At 61.6% G+C, this 16,550-nt stretch carries 18 protein-coding genes; 7 read left to right on the top strand and 11 right to left on the bottom strand.

The features are described 5' to 3' along the window. Positions 1–2,278 (bottom strand): DUF6531 domain-containing protein (locus BMY45_RS20380; RefSeq protein ID WP_143071677.1); only part of this gene is annotated, 2,278 nt, incomplete at its 3' end. 368 nt (positions 2,279–2,646) lie between these two features. Here BMY45_RS20380 and BMY45_RS20375 point away from each other — a divergent pair. After that, positions 2,647–3,321, top strand: a complete 675-nt coding sequence (locus tag BMY45_RS20375; protein WP_092400685.1) for a histidine phosphatase family protein — start codon at positions 2,647–2,649, stop codon at positions 3,319–3,321. A gap of 29 nt (positions 3,322–3,350) precedes the next feature. On the opposite strand, the gene mnmH is transcribed toward BMY45_RS20375, so the two are convergent. Both mnmH and selD read right to left on the bottom strand, forming a co-directional pair. Beyond that, on the bottom strand, positions 3,351–4,454 hold the full coding sequence (gene mnmH, locus BMY45_RS20370) for a tRNA 2-selenouridine(34) synthase MnmH (RefSeq protein ID WP_092400683.1): 1,104 nt from the start codon (positions 4,452–4,454) through the stop codon (positions 3,351–3,353). Next, positions 4,454–5,488, bottom strand: a complete 1,035-nt coding sequence (gene selD / locus BMY45_RS20365; RefSeq protein ID WP_092400681.1) for a selenide, water dikinase SelD — start codon at positions 5,486–5,488, stop codon at positions 4,454–4,456. Before selD ends, mnmH begins: the two co-directional genes overlap by 1 nt. A gap of 139 nt (positions 5,489–5,627) precedes the next feature. Between selD and BMY45_RS20360 the strand changes: the two genes are divergently transcribed. Then, positions 5,628–5,912: a hypothetical protein gene (locus tag BMY45_RS20360; RefSeq protein ID WP_092400678.1), complete on the top strand. Its 285-nt coding sequence runs from the start codon at positions 5,628–5,630 to the stop codon at positions 5,910–5,912. A gap of 6 nt (positions 5,913–5,918) precedes the next feature. Here BMY45_RS20360 and BMY45_RS20355 read toward each other — a convergent pair whose 3' ends face one another. Beyond that, entirely contained in the window at positions 5,919–6,371 is a 453-nt protein-coding gene (locus tag BMY45_RS20355; protein WP_092400676.1) for a DMT family transporter, read from the bottom strand. A 2-nt stretch (positions 6,372–6,373) separates the two neighbouring features. Continuing rightward, positions 6,374–6,868: a DMT family transporter gene (locus BMY45_RS20350; protein WP_047228444.1), complete on the bottom strand. Its 495-nt coding sequence runs from the start codon at positions 6,866–6,868 to the stop codon at positions 6,374–6,376. A gap of 111 nt (positions 6,869–6,979) precedes the next feature. Here BMY45_RS20350 and BMY45_RS20345 point away from each other — a divergent pair, with 111 nt between their 5' ends. The 3 genes from BMY45_RS20345 (at position 6,980) to BMY45_RS20335 (ending at position 9,409) form a co-directional block, all read left to right on the top strand. Beyond that, positions 6,980–7,912 carry a LysR family transcriptional regulator gene (locus BMY45_RS20345; protein ID WP_092400674.1) on the top strand — a complete coding sequence of 311 codons (933 nt, stop codon included), beginning with the start codon at positions 6,980–6,982 and terminating at the stop codon, positions 7,910–7,912. A gap of 53 nt (positions 7,913–7,965) precedes the next feature. Beyond that, on the top strand, positions 7,966–8,751 hold the full coding sequence (locus tag BMY45_RS20340) for a hypothetical protein (protein WP_092400672.1): 786 nt from the start codon (positions 7,966–7,968) through the stop codon (positions 8,749–8,751). Between the two features lie 70 nt (positions 8,752–8,821). Continuing rightward, positions 8,822–9,409 carry a DcrB/PsbP domain-containing protein gene (locus tag BMY45_RS20335; RefSeq protein WP_092400670.1) on the top strand — a complete coding sequence of 196 codons (588 nt, stop codon included), beginning with the start codon at positions 8,822–8,824 and terminating at the stop codon, positions 9,407–9,409. A 143-nt stretch (positions 9,410–9,552) separates the two neighbouring features. On the opposite strand, the gene BMY45_RS20330 is transcribed toward BMY45_RS20335, so the two are convergent. From BMY45_RS20330 to BMY45_RS20315, 4 genes are all read right to left on the bottom strand, one after another. Then, positions 9,553–10,269 carry an alpha/beta hydrolase gene (locus tag BMY45_RS20330; protein WP_092400668.1) on the bottom strand — a complete coding sequence of 239 codons (717 nt, stop codon included), beginning with the start codon at positions 10,267–10,269 and terminating at the stop codon, positions 9,553–9,555. A 64-nt stretch (positions 10,270–10,333) separates the two neighbouring features. Beyond that, positions 10,334–11,446, bottom strand: a complete 1,113-nt coding sequence (locus BMY45_RS20325) for a succinylglutamate desuccinylase/aspartoacylase family protein (RefSeq protein ID WP_092400666.1) — start codon at positions 11,444–11,446, stop codon at positions 10,334–10,336. A gap of 104 nt (positions 11,447–11,550) precedes the next feature. Continuing rightward, complete coding sequence (locus tag BMY45_RS20320) at positions 11,551–12,330, bottom strand: ABC transporter substrate-binding protein (protein ID WP_092400664.1); 780 nt, start codon at positions 12,328–12,330, stop codon at positions 11,551–11,553. Positions 12,331–12,517: 187 nt separating this feature from the next. Further along, complete coding sequence (locus BMY45_RS20315) at positions 12,518–12,952, bottom strand: rhodanese-like domain-containing protein (protein ID WP_092400662.1); 435 nt, start codon at positions 12,950–12,952, stop codon at positions 12,518–12,520. A 103-nt stretch (positions 12,953–13,055) separates the two neighbouring features. Between BMY45_RS20315 and ftrA the strand changes: the two genes are divergently transcribed. Next, positions 13,056–14,030, top strand: coding sequence for a transcriptional regulator FtrA (gene ftrA / locus BMY45_RS20310; RefSeq protein WP_092400660.1), 975 nt, complete (start codon positions 13,056–13,058; stop codon positions 14,028–14,030). A gap of 33 nt (positions 14,031–14,063) precedes the next feature. Here the strand turns inward: ftrA and cobF are convergent, their stop codons facing one another. Continuing rightward, a complete protein-coding gene (gene cobF, locus BMY45_RS20305; RefSeq protein WP_092400658.1) occupies positions 14,064–14,819 on the bottom strand; it encodes a precorrin-6A synthase (deacetylating) in 756 nt (251 codons plus the stop codon). Next, positions 14,816–15,394, bottom strand: a complete 579-nt coding sequence (locus BMY45_RS20300; RefSeq protein WP_092400656.1) for a histidine phosphatase family protein — start codon at positions 15,392–15,394, stop codon at positions 14,816–14,818. The genes cobF and BMY45_RS20300 overlap by 4 nt, the downstream gene beginning before the upstream one ends. 299 nt (positions 15,395–15,693) lie before the next feature. Here BMY45_RS20300 and BMY45_RS20295 point away from each other — a divergent pair, with 299 nt between their 5' ends. After that, positions 15,694–16,548 (top strand): MurR/RpiR family transcriptional regulator, encoded by an 855-nt coding sequence (locus tag BMY45_RS20295; RefSeq protein ID WP_047228455.1) that lies wholly within the window; start codon positions 15,694–15,696, stop codon positions 16,546–16,548. The last annotated feature ends 2 nt before the right edge of the window (positions 16,549–16,550 follow it).

Raw genomic sequence — 16,550 nt, 5'->3', positions numbered from 1 at the left:
CGGCACCCAGCGGGTCCTGTTCGGCGATCAGCCGGCCCTGTGGGTCATAGGCCTTGAGGTGCTGGCCGCCATCGGGCTCGACCTTGCGCACCAGCCGCGCCCGCTCGTCGTGGACGTACACCTCCTGGCTGCCATCCAGGTGCTGGACCGTGACCTGCCCGTCCTCGCCCCAGGTGTAGCGGCTGTCCATCTGTGCAAACGAGGCCCAGTGCCGCACGCAGCGGGCCGCGCGCCCGGCCCCTTGCCATTCCCAGAAAAAACTCGCGCCGCCGGCCAGTTGCCGCTGGAGGATGACGTGCTGGTCGTCGTAGTCGTAGCGTTCGCTTTCGCCTGCGGCGTTGGTCGCCTCGATCAGTCGGAAACGTCCGTCGTAACGGTAGGAGACCAGCGTCTGTTCGGTGCGCCAGGCTTCGTCGAGGGTCAGGGCCGGGTGAAAGCTCTGGTAGTCGATGGCGACCAGATGGCGGTGTTCGTAACGCAAGCGCAGGGAGCGCCCGGCACCGTTGTCCAGGCGGCTGATGTCGCCATGGATGTTGCGCTGCAGCGTCAGGCGGTTGGCGTAGCGGTCGCTGAGGGCGGTCAGATGGCCGTCGCGAAAGTGTAGGAAAGGTGCACCTTCGCCGGGTTGGGCGATGATCAGTTCGTCCGGCTCGGCCCCCCGGTAAATCGCTGCACGGGCCAGGCTGTTGTGGATCGCTGGGCGCTGGTCGGTGGGCAACGGAAACGGCGTACGGCGGTTTTCCTGATCGATCCAGATGACCTGCTCGCCCTCGAGCAACAAACGGTGCGCCAGGGCATGGCTCCAGCCACGGCCCAGGCCGACGTCCAGCTCCACCGCGCTGGTGCGGTACAAGCGGGTGAAGACAAACGGCAAGCAGCCATCGAGGGTGCCGTCGTCCAGGGTCAGCAGTTCCTCGCCGGTGACCATCGACACCGGGCAGCCGCTGGTTTGGGTCAGGGCTGCGGTGTCGGCACTGTCGCCGTTGGGGTTTTTCGATTGGGCCGGGACGTCGTCGTGGGGTTCGAACTGGCTCAGGCGCGTGGAACCCTGGGACTTTTCCCGCGCCACGGCGGCCGGATTACTGACGGACAATGGTGCAGAGTGTTCAGGAGTGATGTGCAAAGGTCCGACAGGCGTCGGTTTTAAGGGCCCACGCTGGCTGACCACCAACGGTTTGAGCACATCGGCATGCTGATTGAGCCGGTCGGGGGTGAGTTGGCCCAATCTCAGGCTCGACGCCAGCAACCACTCCCGGGCACGCTCCGAGCGGAGCCGGGCCAGCACTTTGCCGCTCATGCGCACGCCCAGGCCCAGCCCCCCGGTCAAACGCATCAGCAGGAAATTGATCAGCACCGAGGCGCGCATCTCGCCCACGACTTCAGCGGCGTACTGGGGTGGCAACATCCGCAGCCAACTGGCGAACGCCGCCATATGCACGAAGAGCAACGGCTCGTCGCTCAACACCATCAGCCCTTTGGCGATCGCATCCGAAGAAGCTTTGAGCAGTTGTTCAAGCTCGACCTGGGTCAAGTACTCCAGCAGTTTTTCACTATTGACCTGCAAATCCGCCAGCAGCTCGAAGACCTGTTTGACGTCATCCCACAGCTGATGCAGGGCGTTTGTGAAGCCGCGCCAATCGGCTTGCTGCAATACGTCGTAGCGTTCGAGAAACCCGCTGTCGGAAAACGCCGCCCACAGCGGTTGAAATTCATTTGCCCACTCCGCTTTCAGCCAACCTTCGAGTTCGCCGATCACGTCTTGGTAAGAGGCAAAAAGCGCTCGGGTATGGTCCGCCGTCACGTTTGGAAAAAAGCTGATGCGATAACGCTGCCCCCGCCAACACTTGGGGATTTCCAGGATGCCGCTGGGGCCGATCACGTGATGGACCGGCTCGCCGAACGTTTCCTTCCCCGGCTCGCCTGCGATGACCGGTTCCAGCATCACCGGCGTGTCGCCGATCGGGACGAAGCGCGCCGCCTGGAACATGTGCACCAGCGTCAGCGGACCGCCCGCCGGACAAGCGACGACCGTGGCGCTGACGGGTTGATCAAGGTCCTTCGGTGCCGCCAGGGACACTTCGTTGCCGACCTTGAACACCTGCTCGATATCCAGCGCCCAGCCGGCCCAGAAGCTTTCAGCCCAGCTGTCGTAGTCGTTCAGACAAGTGCGCAAATCCGCCAGCACCGCTTCGACATCCGGCTGCTCGGGGTCCATGGCCGCAATCACCAGAGAGCCGATGACGTTGTTCAAAGCCAGGAGTTTGTCGGGGACGAACATGCGGAAATCTCGCGGTGCGGAAACGGACGCGAGACTTTGCCGAGGACGGCAGGGAAAATAAGTCAGAGGAGGAGACGGCAGGTGTAAGGCGATTCTTTAAATACGAAACCCAAATGAACGCGTCACGAAACTCGCACGCCCCATTCTTAAATCCGCAACATCCTGTCGCTAACATTCGCCCTACCTCTTGGAAGGAGGCCTTACAGTGCACGGAATCGGTCGGTATCGAACCAAAGGGCGTCAGAAGACTCTGAGCAATGCCCCGAGAAATCGAAGCGGCGTCACGACAAGGAAAACACCTGAAGCCAAAAACTTCGTGGTGCCCGGGTTTGTCAGCCTGATGTGAGAGAGCCGAAGAATATTATTCGATGATGAATCCACTGAATTTCGCCAAACGCTTCAAGCGCCGACCGTGGCTGATGTTGCCTACGCTGCTTGTCGCTTGTGGCCTGGCGCTGTTGCTGGAGTCGAGCGTCAGTCGCGCCCAACCGGCCGACGGCATCCAGACCCTGGTGTTCCTGCGCCACGCCGAGAAACCCGCCGGCGGCCTGGGCCAGCTCAATTGCCAGGGGCTGAATCGCGCCATCGACCTGGCCACCCTGCTCCCGGAGAAATTCGGCAAGGCCGACTATGTGTTCGCGGCCAACCCTACCCGCAACGTCGAAGAGGGCGAGCTGGACAATTCCTACAGCTACATCCGCCCACTGATGACCATCAGCCCCAGTGCCATCAAGCTCGGGCTGCCGGTGAACATTGAGTATTCAGCCAATGACACCAGCGACCTGGCGGACGAACTGCTGCACGACAAGTACCACAACTCGACCATCTACACCGCCTGGTCACACGGCTACCTGCCGGAGCTGATCAACGAGGTCGCCAGCGACGCGATGGGCAAGAAGCAGACGATTACCGATGACTGGGAATCGGGGGATTTCGATTCGCTGTACGTGCTGACCCTGACGTGGCACAACGGCAAGGCCAGTCTCACCAGCCAGAACTACAAGCAAGGCCTGGACAACGGGCAGGAAACTTGTCCGACATAGGCCGCGGGCATTAGTCTGGAAAAAAGCGATCAGCCTTTGCGGGCCGCTCGCTCACGCAGATATTCCAGCACCGCGCCCTGCTCTCCCGCGAACTCGATCCGCCCGCCCTTCTGCTCGCGCTGGAACACGTACATCGGGTCGTAATACTCACGCAACAGACCTTCGATCCAGCCGCGATGCAAGTCGACGGCGCCGCTGTTCGCCTGCTCGACCAGGGCAGCTTCCATGATTTGGAGCAAACGTCGATGGCGGTCGCCACCCAGGCGTTTATGGATGTTATTGAGGCTTCCCAGCAACCGTTCGCAAAACAGCGAGAACCCTTCATCGCCATGGACTGCAACAAACTCGCCGCACAGGTTGATGACGTAATCGCGCAGGATCCGCTCGACCCGTCGCTCCAGGCTGTCCTCAAGCCAGACCATCGGAACCTGTTGCATGCGCTGGTACAAAGGCAGTGGCAAGGCGCAACTGCCGACCATGCGGCTTTCATCTTCCAGCACGAACTGTTCAATACCAGCGGCACGCTTTTTCAGCACATCCACGGCCAGCAGATTCTCGAAATCGATATTGGAAGGCTGCCCGGTGGCGCGCTTGCCGAAGCTCGAGCCGCGATGGTTGGCGTAGCCCTCCAGATCCAGACTGTTGCCCAGTTGCGTCAGCACTTCTGTCTTGCCGGTGCCGGTCATGCCGCCCAGCAACACCAGGTCGCATTGGGCAACCGCTTGCTCGACGGTGTCGAGCAAGAATGTACGCATGGCCTTGTAGCCACCGCCGACCCTGGGATAGTCAATGCCCGCCTCGTCCTTGAGCCACTGCTGGACAATCTGTGACCGCAAGCCCCCCCTGAAACAATACAACACACCGTCAGGATGGGCCGTTGCGAACTCGGCCCAGGCCTGGATGCGTTGTGCCTTGGTATCGCCGGACACCAATTGATGCCCCAGGACAATGGCCGCCTGCTGGCCCTGCTGCTTGTAGCAAGTGCCGATCCGTTGCCGTTCGATGTCGGTCATCAACGGCAGATTGACCACGCCGGGGAATGCGCCCTTGAGAAATTCGACGGGCGCACGGGTGTCCATCATCGGTCGGTCATTGAGAAAAATGTCGCGGTAATCGGTGATGTCATTGGTCATCAAGACACCTCGACCGCGTAGGTCTGTCGCTCGACCAGTTCGCCGATCGGTTCCAGTGCAAGCCCCAGTTGCGCGGCCACCGCCAGAAACGCTTCGTTGCCCTCGGGCGTGACAGCGATCAGCAGTCCACCGCTGGTCTGCGGGTCGCACAGCACTCGCTTGTGCAGCTCCTGCAGGCGCCCGACCTTGCTGGCGTAGCTGTCGTAGTTGCGCAAGGTACCGCCCGGTACGCAGCCCTGGTCAAGGTAATACTCGACGCCCGGCAGACGCGGCACCGCGTCGTAGCGGATACGCGCCGTCACCTGGCTGCCATCGGCCATTTCCACCAGATGCCCGAGCAGGCCGAAACCGGTGACGTCGGTCATCGCCGCCACGCCGTCGAGCTTGCCGAAGTGGCTGCCCGGTTTGTTGAGGGTGCACATCCAGTCGCGGGCCAGGCCCACATCGGCGGCGCGCAGCTTGCCTTTCTTTTCTGCGGTGGTGAGGATGCCGATGCCCAAAGGCTTGGTCAGGTACAGGCGGCAACCGGCAGTGGCGGTGTCGTTGCGCTTCATATGACGCTTTTGCACCAGGCCCGTGACCGCCAGGCCGAAAATCGGCTCCGGCGCATCGATCGAATGGCCGCCCGCCAGGGGAATGCCAGCCTCGTCACACACGGAACGACCGCCGCGAATCACTTCACGAGCGATTTCCGGGGCCAATACGTTGACCGGCCAGCCGAGAATCGCAATCGCCATCAACGGATCACCGCCCATGGCGTAGATATCGCTGATGGCATTGGTGGCGGCGATGCGACCGAAATCAAAAGGATCGTCGACAATCGGCATGAAGAAGTCGGTGGTGGAAACCACCCCGCGCTCCTCGTCGATGGCGTACACCGCGGCGTCGTCCCGGGAGGCATTGCCAACCCACAACTTGGGGTCAAGGTTCTGCGCACCGCTGCCGGCCAGGATCACTTCCAGCACCTGTGGCGAAATCTTGCAGCCGCAACCGGCGCCGTGGCTGTACTGGGTCAGGCGAATCGGCTCGCTCATGGGCATACCTCTCGTAAGTCAAGGTGGGCGATTCTAGCAGCAACGCCGCCGGTTCTGTGCCGACGCGAACCCATTGAATTTTCCCCCAGCAGAGGAATCACTAGAAGACCCGCCGAGCACTCATCTCAGGAGACCGCCGATGTCCCTCGCCCCTACTGCCGACGACAGCACCGACCTTAAATATGGCCTCGACACGCTGTTTGGCCGCCAAACCAAAAGCATCGATTGCCGCTACGAAGTCCAACGCCTGGATGACGGTGAACCGGTGTGGTTCGCCCTGCACGTACAGCCGCCACTGCCGGATGATCTGGAAAAAGCCGAGGTCGTGGTCTTCAGCACCGAAGGCCGGCACATTGGCGGTATTGTCCGGCTTGCCAAGCGCTTGGACGATGGCAGTCTGCGACTGGAAGTCGAGCCCAACTGACCGTTCTCAGACCTGCCGCGCACTGCTGCGATACATGAACACCAGCGCCAGCGCCAGGCAGGCCATTGCCAGCACCCGGCTCTCGGACAACGCCATAGCGGGGTTGCCCAACCAGCCGAAATTGTCGATCAGCATGCCCATGGCCAACTGCCCGAGGATCACCGCCACGGTCGCCACGGCGGTGCCGACCCTTGGCACAGCGCCGACCATGACCATCATGTACACCACGCCAAACAAGGCACCGCCAAGTTGCCATTTCGGCACGTCCAGCAAGCTGACGGAGTGAGCGGGTTCAAAAAACACGATCAGTAACCCGGTGACCACCGTGCCCACCACGAAGGTCAGCAGACTGCTGCGCAGCACACCAACCGTCTGGCCCAGGCGACCGTTGATGGCCGCCTGCACGCTCAACACCGCACCGGCAACAACGACCAGCAGCAATAGCAAAAACAGATTCATGTTCAACCTCGGGCAATCAGGACAAGGGCTACGACGATCAGCGCCAAGGCGAGCCAGCGCTCGCCGTTGACCCGTTTGCGGGTTGCACCGAACCAGCCGAAATGGTCGATCAGCACGCTTTTGCCTACTTGCCCGGAAAGGATTGCGACCATGGTCATGGCGATGCCTATGTGGGGCGTGGCAAGCGTCAGCACCACCACGTAGATCGGCCCCAGGAAACCGCCGATCAATTGCCAGCGCGGCAACTCATTCAAGGCGGGGCCTTGTTGCGGACCACTGAGCAGCAACAGCAGAAACAGAATCGCAGAACCGACGCCGAATATGCTCAGGGTTGCCCAGAGATGCCCCACTTGAACCCCCAGAGGCCCCAGTAGACCGGCCTCGACCGACAAGCCCATGCCGGCCAGAATCACCAGGGGCAGCAACAGCCAGCGCAAAAGCGCTCGTGGTTTGGAGGCAGCAGCCGGGGCGGCGGCGTTGAGTGAAGACGCTTGCATGATCAGAACCTGTGAGAAGAACAATGAGCGGGATTATCGGCTGGCGCAGCTGTGCGATAAATGGGAGCATCCCGACAACACTTTTGCGTAACTCGCACAGCGGAGCTGGTCATGCACGGTCTCAACGAACTCGGCTTCAAGGCCCTGCGATTGTTTGTCGCTGTGCTCGACCACGGCAGCTTCTCGGCGGTGGCCCGGCGCGAAGGCTTGGCGCCGTCGTCGATTTCCCGGCAAATCCAGTTGATGGAACAGGCCCTCAACCAGCAGTTGCTGTATCGACACACCCGCGCCGTTTCGCCCACCGAGGCGGGCCGCCTGCTGGGCCATCATGCACGCCTGTTGCTGGTGCAACTGGAAGAAGCCGAACAGGCGCTGCAGGAACAACACAGTGAGCCGGCCGGACTGGTGCGGATCAATGCCCCGGTGGTGTTCGGCCAGCGCCATCTGACGCCGTGGCTGGGGTCATTGTGTGAGCGCTACCCGAAGCTGCAACTGGACATCCAGCAAACCGACAGCTACGTCGACCCACTGCAAGAAGGCGCTGACCTGCTGTTTCGCATCGGCCCACTGCACGATTCAGGCATGCAGGCGCGAATCGTCGCCCCCCACCGCTTTCAGATCGCCGCCAGCCCCGCTTACCTGGCACGTTGCGGCACGCCGCTCAAACCTCAGGATCTGGCAAACCATCAGTGTCTGGCTTACAAGGGCGTGGCCGGCCAGCAGCGCTGGTTTTTCCGCCGTCCGGGTCAGGCCTGGACGCCCTACAGCGTCAAAGGGCCGATCACCGGCAACCACGCCGACACCCTGACCCAGGCAGCCGAACAAGGCCTGGGGCTGGTGATGTTTCCGTCGTGGCTGATCGGCGAAGCCGTGCGCAACGGCACCCTGGTGCCGGTATTGCGCGACTACGAAGCCTCCAACAGCCTTGAGCCCCAGCAGATCGCCATTCTCTGGCCGGGCAGCCGACGTCTGTCGGTAAAAGTGCGTACCGTGATCGACTTTTTTCTGCAGTGCTTTGGCGACGTGCCCTACTGGGATCGCTGAAACTGGAAGGTCGGTGCTAACGTGTCGGCCCGACGCCTGACAAGGACAACCCCGTGCTGCTGCTCAAATTATTGGTGATTCCCGCTTTCCTGCTGCTGATTTCCCTGGCCGGCAGGCGCTGGGGGCCGAGCGTGGCCGGTTGGCTGTCGGGGTTGCCGGTGGTGGTGGGTCCAATTCTGTTGTTCCTGGCCCTGGAACAGGGCGAGGCGTTTGCCGCTCAGTCGGCGACAGCGGCGCTGTCGGCCATGTTCGCAATGATTGCATTTTGCGTGGTGTACGCCCGGGTCGCCCAACATCGTGACTGGCCGTGGGCGCTGGGTATCGCGTTGGGCGTCTGGGCGCTGGTGGCGATGGTGCTGTCCTGGTTGCCGGCCTCACTTCCGCTGTCGAGCGTGATTGCCATTGTTGCGTTGCTGGCCGCGCCTTATCTGTTCCCGGCGGTTCGACCGGTGATGACCGGTCCGGCGCCCAAATCCGACAAACTGCTGCTACGCATGGTCGCCGGCGCGCTGTTGACCCTGGCGGTGACGCTGCTGGCCAGCACCGTGGGTGAACGCTGGAGCGGACTCTTGGCGGTGTTCCCGGTGCTGGGCAGCGTCATGGCGGTGTTCTCCCAGCAAACCCGGGGCGCGGCCTTCACCGCCGCGTTGCTGCGGGCCACGGCCACCGGTATGTATTGCTTCACCGCGTTCTGCCTGACCCTGGCCCTCACCCTGCCGTTTCTCGGCATGCCGGCCTTTGTCGTGAGTGTCGCGGTGTCGGTGGTCATGCTGCTGGTGACCCGCCGCTTGCTGGTGCGCGCCTCTGCTCCACGCACAAATGATGTGGCGCACTCGTGACCGGCGCTGGAGCCGGTTGGACGCCCATGGGATGATCGCGCTCAAGCATACCCCCCTGTGGAGCGTTTCAATGTCATTGGTAAGTAAACAAGCCGCTGCCCTGGTGCTGACGGCCATCGCCAGTCTGGTGATGATGCCTGCTTATGCCGCCCAGCCCAAAACCGGCGGCGCAGCCCCGGCACAAAAGATTTCCCTGCTGGGAGGCAAGTTCAACTTCACCCTACCCAAGGGGTTCACTGCGACGCCGCTTCCGGCCGGCGACGCCGCCCAGGGCACGGCTGGGGCGAAGGGGACGATGTATAGCAATGCCACGAGTAAAACCGTGGTGATCACGGCTGAAAACACCATCATCGATGGCACGAATGTGAAGGACGACGACAGCACATTCCTCGACGCCACCATGGCCGACTTCGCCGTTCAGAAAACCAAGGCCCTGCCGGACGCCAAGATCCTGAGCGAGAAAAGCCTGACCCAAAAAGGCACCGGCCTGGGTCTGCGCCAACTCGATACCAAGGCGACCCAAGGCGGTGGGCCGACCCTCGATAGCACCTTGCTGGGCGCCTCCGGCACGCGCATGGCAGTGGTACAGATCATTTCCCGGGCCAGCGACAAGGCCGGGCATGAGGCGCTGGTGAAGCAGATCGTCGCGGGTCAGTGACTTGATGGACCGGGTGGTTTTCATCGCGAGCAGGCTCGCTCCCACATTTTTCCGAGCGGTGCTCAAATGCTGGATTGCCACCGGTCCTGTGGGAGCGAGCCTGCTCGCGATGGCGGTGGCACATTCAGGATCCCTGTCACTGATCAGGGATTAAGCCGCTCCAGCCAAGCGCGCAGATCCCGCACCTGCATGGCACTGACGCTGTGGCCAACGCCCGGATAGGCATGGAATTCGGGTTCCAGGGCCAGGGTCTTGAGAAAGCTGTCTGCCTCGGTGCCGTCATGGTATGGGATCACCGAATCCGCCGTACCATGACCGATGAACACCGCCAGCGTCCGGCGCGACTCGTCGGGGGTCAGCTCGGCCCGTAGCACTGACAGCACCCGCCCGCCCAACGCGGCAATGCCGCCGACGGCCTCGGGATGGCGCAGGGCGACCTCGTAACTCATCATCGCGCCCTGGCTGAAACCGACCAGGTAGACGTTGCTCGCATCGGTGGGGTACTTGACCCGAGCCTTCTCGATGAAATCCAACAGCATCTGGCCGCTGGCCCTCAGGTCCGCCGTATCACCGTCGTAGGCGCCCTCGCCCTTCTTGGCAAACCATTGATACTGGCCCCGTTCCACGGTCTTGGGCGCTCGTACCGATAGGTAGTTGTAGTCACTGGGCAGTTCATCCTTGAGGTCGAACAGATCTTGTTCGCTGCCGCCGGAGCCATGCAGGAAAATCACCAACGGCCGGTTCCTGGCCTGCTCATCGGCGTGGGCCAGGTAATTGAGGGGTAAATCGGTGTGCAGCGCAGGCTGAGCCTGCACACCGCAAGACACGACCAACAGCAACAGGGCGAGCGCTTTGAACATCAGTCTTCCTCCATCATTCGAAAGCCGCACGGCAACGAGCGTGCGCTGAGGTAGACAGCAGTTATCAGTCGTTGATCAATTTCCCCGCGCGAATCGGCTCTCGCCCGGCAACTTTCGCCTGCCAGATGCCAGGCTGGGTATAGCGCCCACGGTCCAGGGCAAACAACACGCCGCTGGTGCCGGCACGTACAGTGGTGACCCGATCGTTCAACGGATCGACCACTTCGAACAACGGATCGTCCTGCTCCACCCACTCACCGGCCTCGCGCAGGAAGCTCACCACCCCATGATGCGGCGCAAACAGGTACTCAGTGCCTTCGAACGGAAAACCTTCACAACATTGCGCTGGCACGGGCGGCCAGTCACCCCCGATGAACCCCTGCTCGGCCAGGAACCCGAGAATGGCTTCGCAGTTGGCTTGGGCCTGAGCCACCCGGGTGTCGCCCATGCTGCCCAGTTCCAGCGTGGTCGCCAGGTTGGCCGGCGGGATCGCGGCCTCGGGGAAGGTCTTGGCCAGACGCAACCAGGGCGAGGAACAGGACTCGTCGAACGAACTGCCGCCAGAGTCTTCGCACAGCAACGCCACGCCCGCCTTCAACCGCGCGGCCAGGGAGCGCCACTGCGGCCAGTGTTGCGGCAAGGCGTACAAGTGAATCGCCGCCTCGAAGTCGCAATGCAGGTCCAGGGTGACATCGGCGTCGCAGGCATGGCGCAGCAGCAGGCGATGCAGGGCCTCGAGTTGTGAGGGCGACGCCGGCAGATCATCCAGCACCTGAACCATGGTCTGGCGGATCAGCGTGATATTGGCAGCCGGGTCGTCGCCCAGGCGATCACCGATGCGTTGTGCCACCGGCGCGCTGAGTTCCACGAAAGACCGATTGAAGTTCTTGCCGCTGCCCAGTTCGAAACGTCCCAGATGAGCGCTCTGCACATGCTGGTCCAGGCCGATGGGGTTGGCCACGGGCACCAGTTCGATCACGCCGTTGAGCAAGCCTTGGGTCTCAAGCTCGTTGAGTCGTTGTTTCAGCTCCCATGCCGTGCGCATGCCGGGCAATTCATCGGCGTGCAGGCTGGCCTGGATATACGCCTTGCGTGGACCGTGGCCGTAACGAAACACACTGAGTCGGCGCTCGGTGCCCAAGTGGCTCCATGGCAGGGTATGGTCGATGCGTTGCATGAGGAACTCCCAATAACGGTATTTCGACGGGCGCCGGGGTAAAACACTCGCCCATGAAAAAGGTGGCCGACCGGGTCAACGGCGGGCCACCTTGGTTTCAGCGATTAATGCCCGTAGACATCAAAAGCGAAGTACTTGTCTTGCACTTTCTTGTACGTGCCGTTGGCGCGGATCTGCGTGATGGCGTCGTTGAATTTCTCGGCCAGGGCCTTATCGCCCTTGCGCACGGCAATGCCGGCACCGCCACCGAAGTATTTGGCATCTTCATAGGTCGGGCCCACGAAGGCAAAACCTTTGCCGGCATCCGTTTTCAGGAAGCCGTCGTCGAGGTTGACCGAGTCGGCGAGCATGGCGTCGAGACGACCGGCGACCATATCCAGGTTGGCTTCCTGCTGGGAACTGTAGCGCACCAGATTGATACCGGCGGGCACCAGCACCTCGGTGGCGAAACGGTCGTGGGTACTGGCGCGCAGCACACCGACTTTCTTGCCCTTGAGTTCGGTCAGCGGATCCTTGACGTCGCTGCCTTCCTTCATCACGAAACGCGCCGGGGTGTGGTAGTACTTGATGGTGAAGTCGACGTTCTTCTTACGGTCATCGGTGATGGTCATGGACGACAGGATCGCGTCGATTTTCTTCACTTTCAGCGCCGGAATCAGGCCGTCAAACTCCTGCTCGACCCAGGTGCACTTGACCTTCATCTGTTCACACAGCGCATCGCCGATATCAACATCGAAACCCGTCAGCTTGCCGTCGGGGGTTTTCATCGAGAAAGGTGGGTAACCGGCTTCGATTCCTAGGCGGATCGGCTTGGCGTCTTCGGCCACGGCCGAAAAGGACAACACGGACAGTGCCAGGGCACCAAACATTGTTAGCTTGTTCATTTTTGCTCCTGAGTGCGCAGGGTTTTTATTAGCAGGTTATCGGCAGATTCTTAGGCAGCGTTCGGTCATTAAAAACCGAAGTGGCCGGCAGTCTAGAGGGGCACTCAGGAGGCGAATTGTGTTGAGGCGACAAATATTTATAGAAACAACCAGGTCACAGGGATTGCACCCTGCTTCCTGGAAAGGATCAGCAATCGCAGCCGACAGCCTGGTCCGCCGCGCATTCCACTGCGCCAGTCAGACGGAAGCCTTCGTCCAGCCAGCCCATGACGCCGCCAATCATTTCCTTGACCGGATAGCCCAGGGTCGCCAGACGCACTGCCGCCTTGTTCGCACCGTTGCAATGCGGGCCCGCGCAATAAACTACAAACAGCGCAGTTTTGGGATAAGCCGCCAGCGCCTGGGCGGTCAGCGAGCGGGTTGGCAAATTGATCGCCCCGGGCACATGCCCGCGCTCGAAAGCCAGTGGCCCACGCACATCCACCAGTACAAAATCGACTTCTCCCGCCTGTTGGCTGGCGTGAACGTCGGAGCAATCGGTTTCGAACGTCAGACGCCGGCTGAAATGTTGCAGAGCAACGTCGGACGGGGCGGCAGGCACTTGGCGAACCAGGCTGGTCATGAGGGTGTACTCCACAGACAAATGAGGGGGTGAGCAGACTTTATCCCGCCGATACTTACCGCTACAGTGGCGCACAAGACACTCTGTGGGAATTTTCCGCCATATGCAGCCTAATCCCGGTCTGGTCGCCATCCTCGCCTACGACGGCCTGTGCACCTTCGAATTCGGCATTGCCATCGAGATATTCGGCCTTGCCCGACCTGAGTTCGATTTCCCTTGGTACAAACATCGGATCGTTGCCGTCGATGACGGCCCGATGCGCGCCATGGGCGGCTTCCAGATCCTGGCCGATGGCGGCATGGAACTACTGCAAACGGCGCGAACCATCGTGGTGCCCGGCTGGCACAGTCGCGACGAACCACCGCCGCCGGCGCTGCTTGAGGCACTGCGCAGCGCTCATGCCCGGGGCGCACGCCTGCTGTCGATCTGCTCCGGGGCATTCGTGCTGGCCGCCGCCGGGTTGCTCGATGGGCTGGGCGCTACCACTCACTGGCGCTACACCGACGAACTGGCCAAAAATTTTCCCGCCATCCTGGTAGACCCGGATGTGCTGTACGTGGACTCGGGGCAAGTCATTACCTCGGCCGGCAGCGCCGCAGGCATTGATGCCTGCCTGCACTTGGTGGCGCGGGACTTCGGCACTCAGGTCGCCAACGCGGTGGCGCGGCGACTGGTGATGTCACCGCAACGCACGGGCGGCCAGGCGCAGTTCATTCCTTCGCCGGTCAGCCGCACGCCCCGCAGCGATTTGTCCGGTGTCATGCACTGGGCCCGCGAACGCCTGCATGAGCCGCTCGGTGTGCGCGAACTGGCCAGCCAGGCGGCCATGAGCGAACGAACCTTCCTGCGGCACTTCACCCAGGCCTGCGGCCTGTCGCCCAAGGCCTGGCTGCAACATGAGCGCCTGGCCCGGGCTCGCGAGTTGCTGGAAAGCACCGAAGACAACACCGACAACATCGCCCAGTTGTGCGGCTACCGCTCGGTGGAAAGCTTTCGCGTGGCATTTCGCAGCGTGGTGGGGCTGGCGCCCTCAGTGTACCGGGAGCGGTTTGGGCGTGGGGCGAAGGCGGCCAGCTGACGCGGGAACTGCCGAACATTGGGATTTGAGCCATCATGGTTTGCGCAACAAATAAGTATCCATGATCCACCCATTGGCCTGCCGCGCAGCCTTGCGGGCACGTTCGATGTCATCAGCCACATCCCCCAGCCGACCAGCGACGAGGATTTCATCCGGGGTCCCCACATAGGCCCCCCAGTAAATATGCGTATCAGGCTCGTTCACCTGACGATACGCATCTTCAGCATCAAGCATCACCACCACGCTTGGCGAGTCACCGACCTGCCCTGCCGCCAGCCGGCGGCCCGTGGTGATCTCCAGCGAACCGCCAATGCTGTTCAATGGCACCTTATGTTGCGCCGCGAGGGCCTGGACGCTGGTGATGCCCGCAATCACCTCGAATTCGAAGGCGCAGCGACCCGCGTCGAGAATCGACTGCAAGATACGCACGGTGCTGTCGTACAACGACGGATCGCCCCAGACCAGGAAACCGCCGCACTGCCCGTCAGACAACTCATCATCGATCAACCGCTCGAAGGTGGCCTGCTTCGCCCGGTTCAGTTCTTCGACACTGGCGGCGTAGTCCACGTCGCCGCGTTGTCGCTCGGGGCTGTAGGCTTCGACGAAACGGTACGTACGATCAACGATGTAGCGTTGGCAGATTTCCCGCCGCAGATCCAATAACGTCTGCTTGGCAGGCCCCTTGTCCATGAGAAAGAACACATCCACCCGATTCAAGGCTTTCACCGCCTGGATCGTCAGGTAATCCGGATCGCCGGCACCGATACCGATGACTGACAGTTTTTTCATTCAAGTGACTCCTGGCCCGGACCCTGGGTGCGCAACCGCCACACCCCGTTGAAACGCAACTCGACAGTGGACAGCGGTTCGATGTCGATACGGTTGAAGACAGCTGCCGGACAGCCCAATACCGTCACCAGGGCCGCACGGATCACGAACGGATGAGTGACGGCCAACACATGCCCCGGCCGGCCTTCCAGGCTGGCCAGCCAGTCTCCGACACGATGGCACAAGCGGGTGACGGATTCGCCGCCATGGGGAGCGGCATCGGGATCGTCGAGCCAGGCTTGCAGGGGTTGCGGCTCGACCTTGAGCAACTGGTCGATGGACAGGCCACGCCAGCGACCCAGATCGCAGTCGGCCAGGTCAGCGACCACCTGGACCTCGTCGCCAAACAGGGCGGCAGTCTGCCGGGTGCGCAACTCCGGCCCGCAGAGCAACTGCCGGACATTTCGGTAGCCGTGGCCCGGCTCCGGGCGTTTGGCCAGCCAGTCGGCCTCCAGCGGTTCATCCAGGCCGAAACGCGCCTGCTTCTGGGCGACGGTGCGGGCATGGCAGATCAGGGTCAGGCGAGTGGCTTGCACGCACGGTACTCAGAGAGTCGAACGGGTTTAATGGAGGTGATACTCAGGCTTTTTCTTGTACAACACCTTATATGAAATCAAATAACTGAGACAAAAAGGCGTTATGTCTTACACCGACAGAGGCATCAACTGACATATCGGATCTATGCGATCAAGTCCCCGTCCTACAAGGCTTTCGCACTACTTTCGTGCATTTTAAACAGAACGTAAAAACCACTGGACATGTAGTACCCGCTACATAAATACTATTTTCAGGAGTTATGAAAGAAATCCAACACCCATCCAGGCAAGGAGCACGGATGCCGCCTCTTCGAGACCTGATTACCGATCCGGGCTTGGTTTTGACGCCGTCAGAACGCAAGGTCGTACGGGCCCTGCTTGATCATTACCCGCGCAACGGCCTCGGGCCAATGTCGCGCCTGGCCGATCATGCCGGGGTCAGTGATCCGACTATCGTGCGGCTGGTGAAAAAACTCGGATTTGGCGGTTATGCCGAATTCCAGGATGCGCTGCTCAGTGACATGGACCATCGCCTGCGCTCCCCTCGCACCCTGTTGCAACCGCGGGCCAAATTGCAGCAAGGCGACACCTGGAGCCAGTACCTGGCCACCAGCCAGCGTATCCTCACCGACACCCAGGCCCTGACTCAACCCGAAGACGTGCGTATTCTCGTGCAATGGCTGCTCGACAGCCGGCATCAGGTGCATTGTTTTGGCGGGCGCTTCAGCAGCTTCCTTGCCCAATACCTGCTCAACCACTTGCGCTTGCTGCGTGCGGGTTGTTTTGCCCTGGAAGACAACGCCCAGTTACCCGACCGGTTGTTCGACGTGCAGCGCCAGGATGTGGTGCTGATTTTCGATTATCGTCGCTATCAGGCCCAGGCCCAACGCGTGGCCAGCGCGGCCAAGGAGCGCCACGCGCGGGTGGTGCTGTTCAGCGACGTCTACACCTCACCGCTACGGGAACTGGCCGACCTGATCATCAGCGCTCCGGTGGAATCGATCTCGGCCTTCGACAGCCTGGTGCCGGCACTGGCCCAGGTCGAAGCCCTCATCGCCTGCCTGACTTTGCAATGCCCTGATCTGGCCGAGCGCCTGGAAGGTATCGACACCTTGCGCACGGCGTTCAACACGCACCTGTTGGAGGAAAAATAAGG

Source organism: Pseudomonas sp. NFACC39-1 (assembly GCF_900110355.1).
GTDB lineage: Bacteria > Pseudomonadota > Gammaproteobacteria > Pseudomonadales > Pseudomonadaceae > Aquipseudomonas > Aquipseudomonas tehranensis.
The sequence above is the reverse complement of the archived record's forward strand: the minus strand, read 5'-3'. Positions and strand labels throughout refer to the sequence as shown.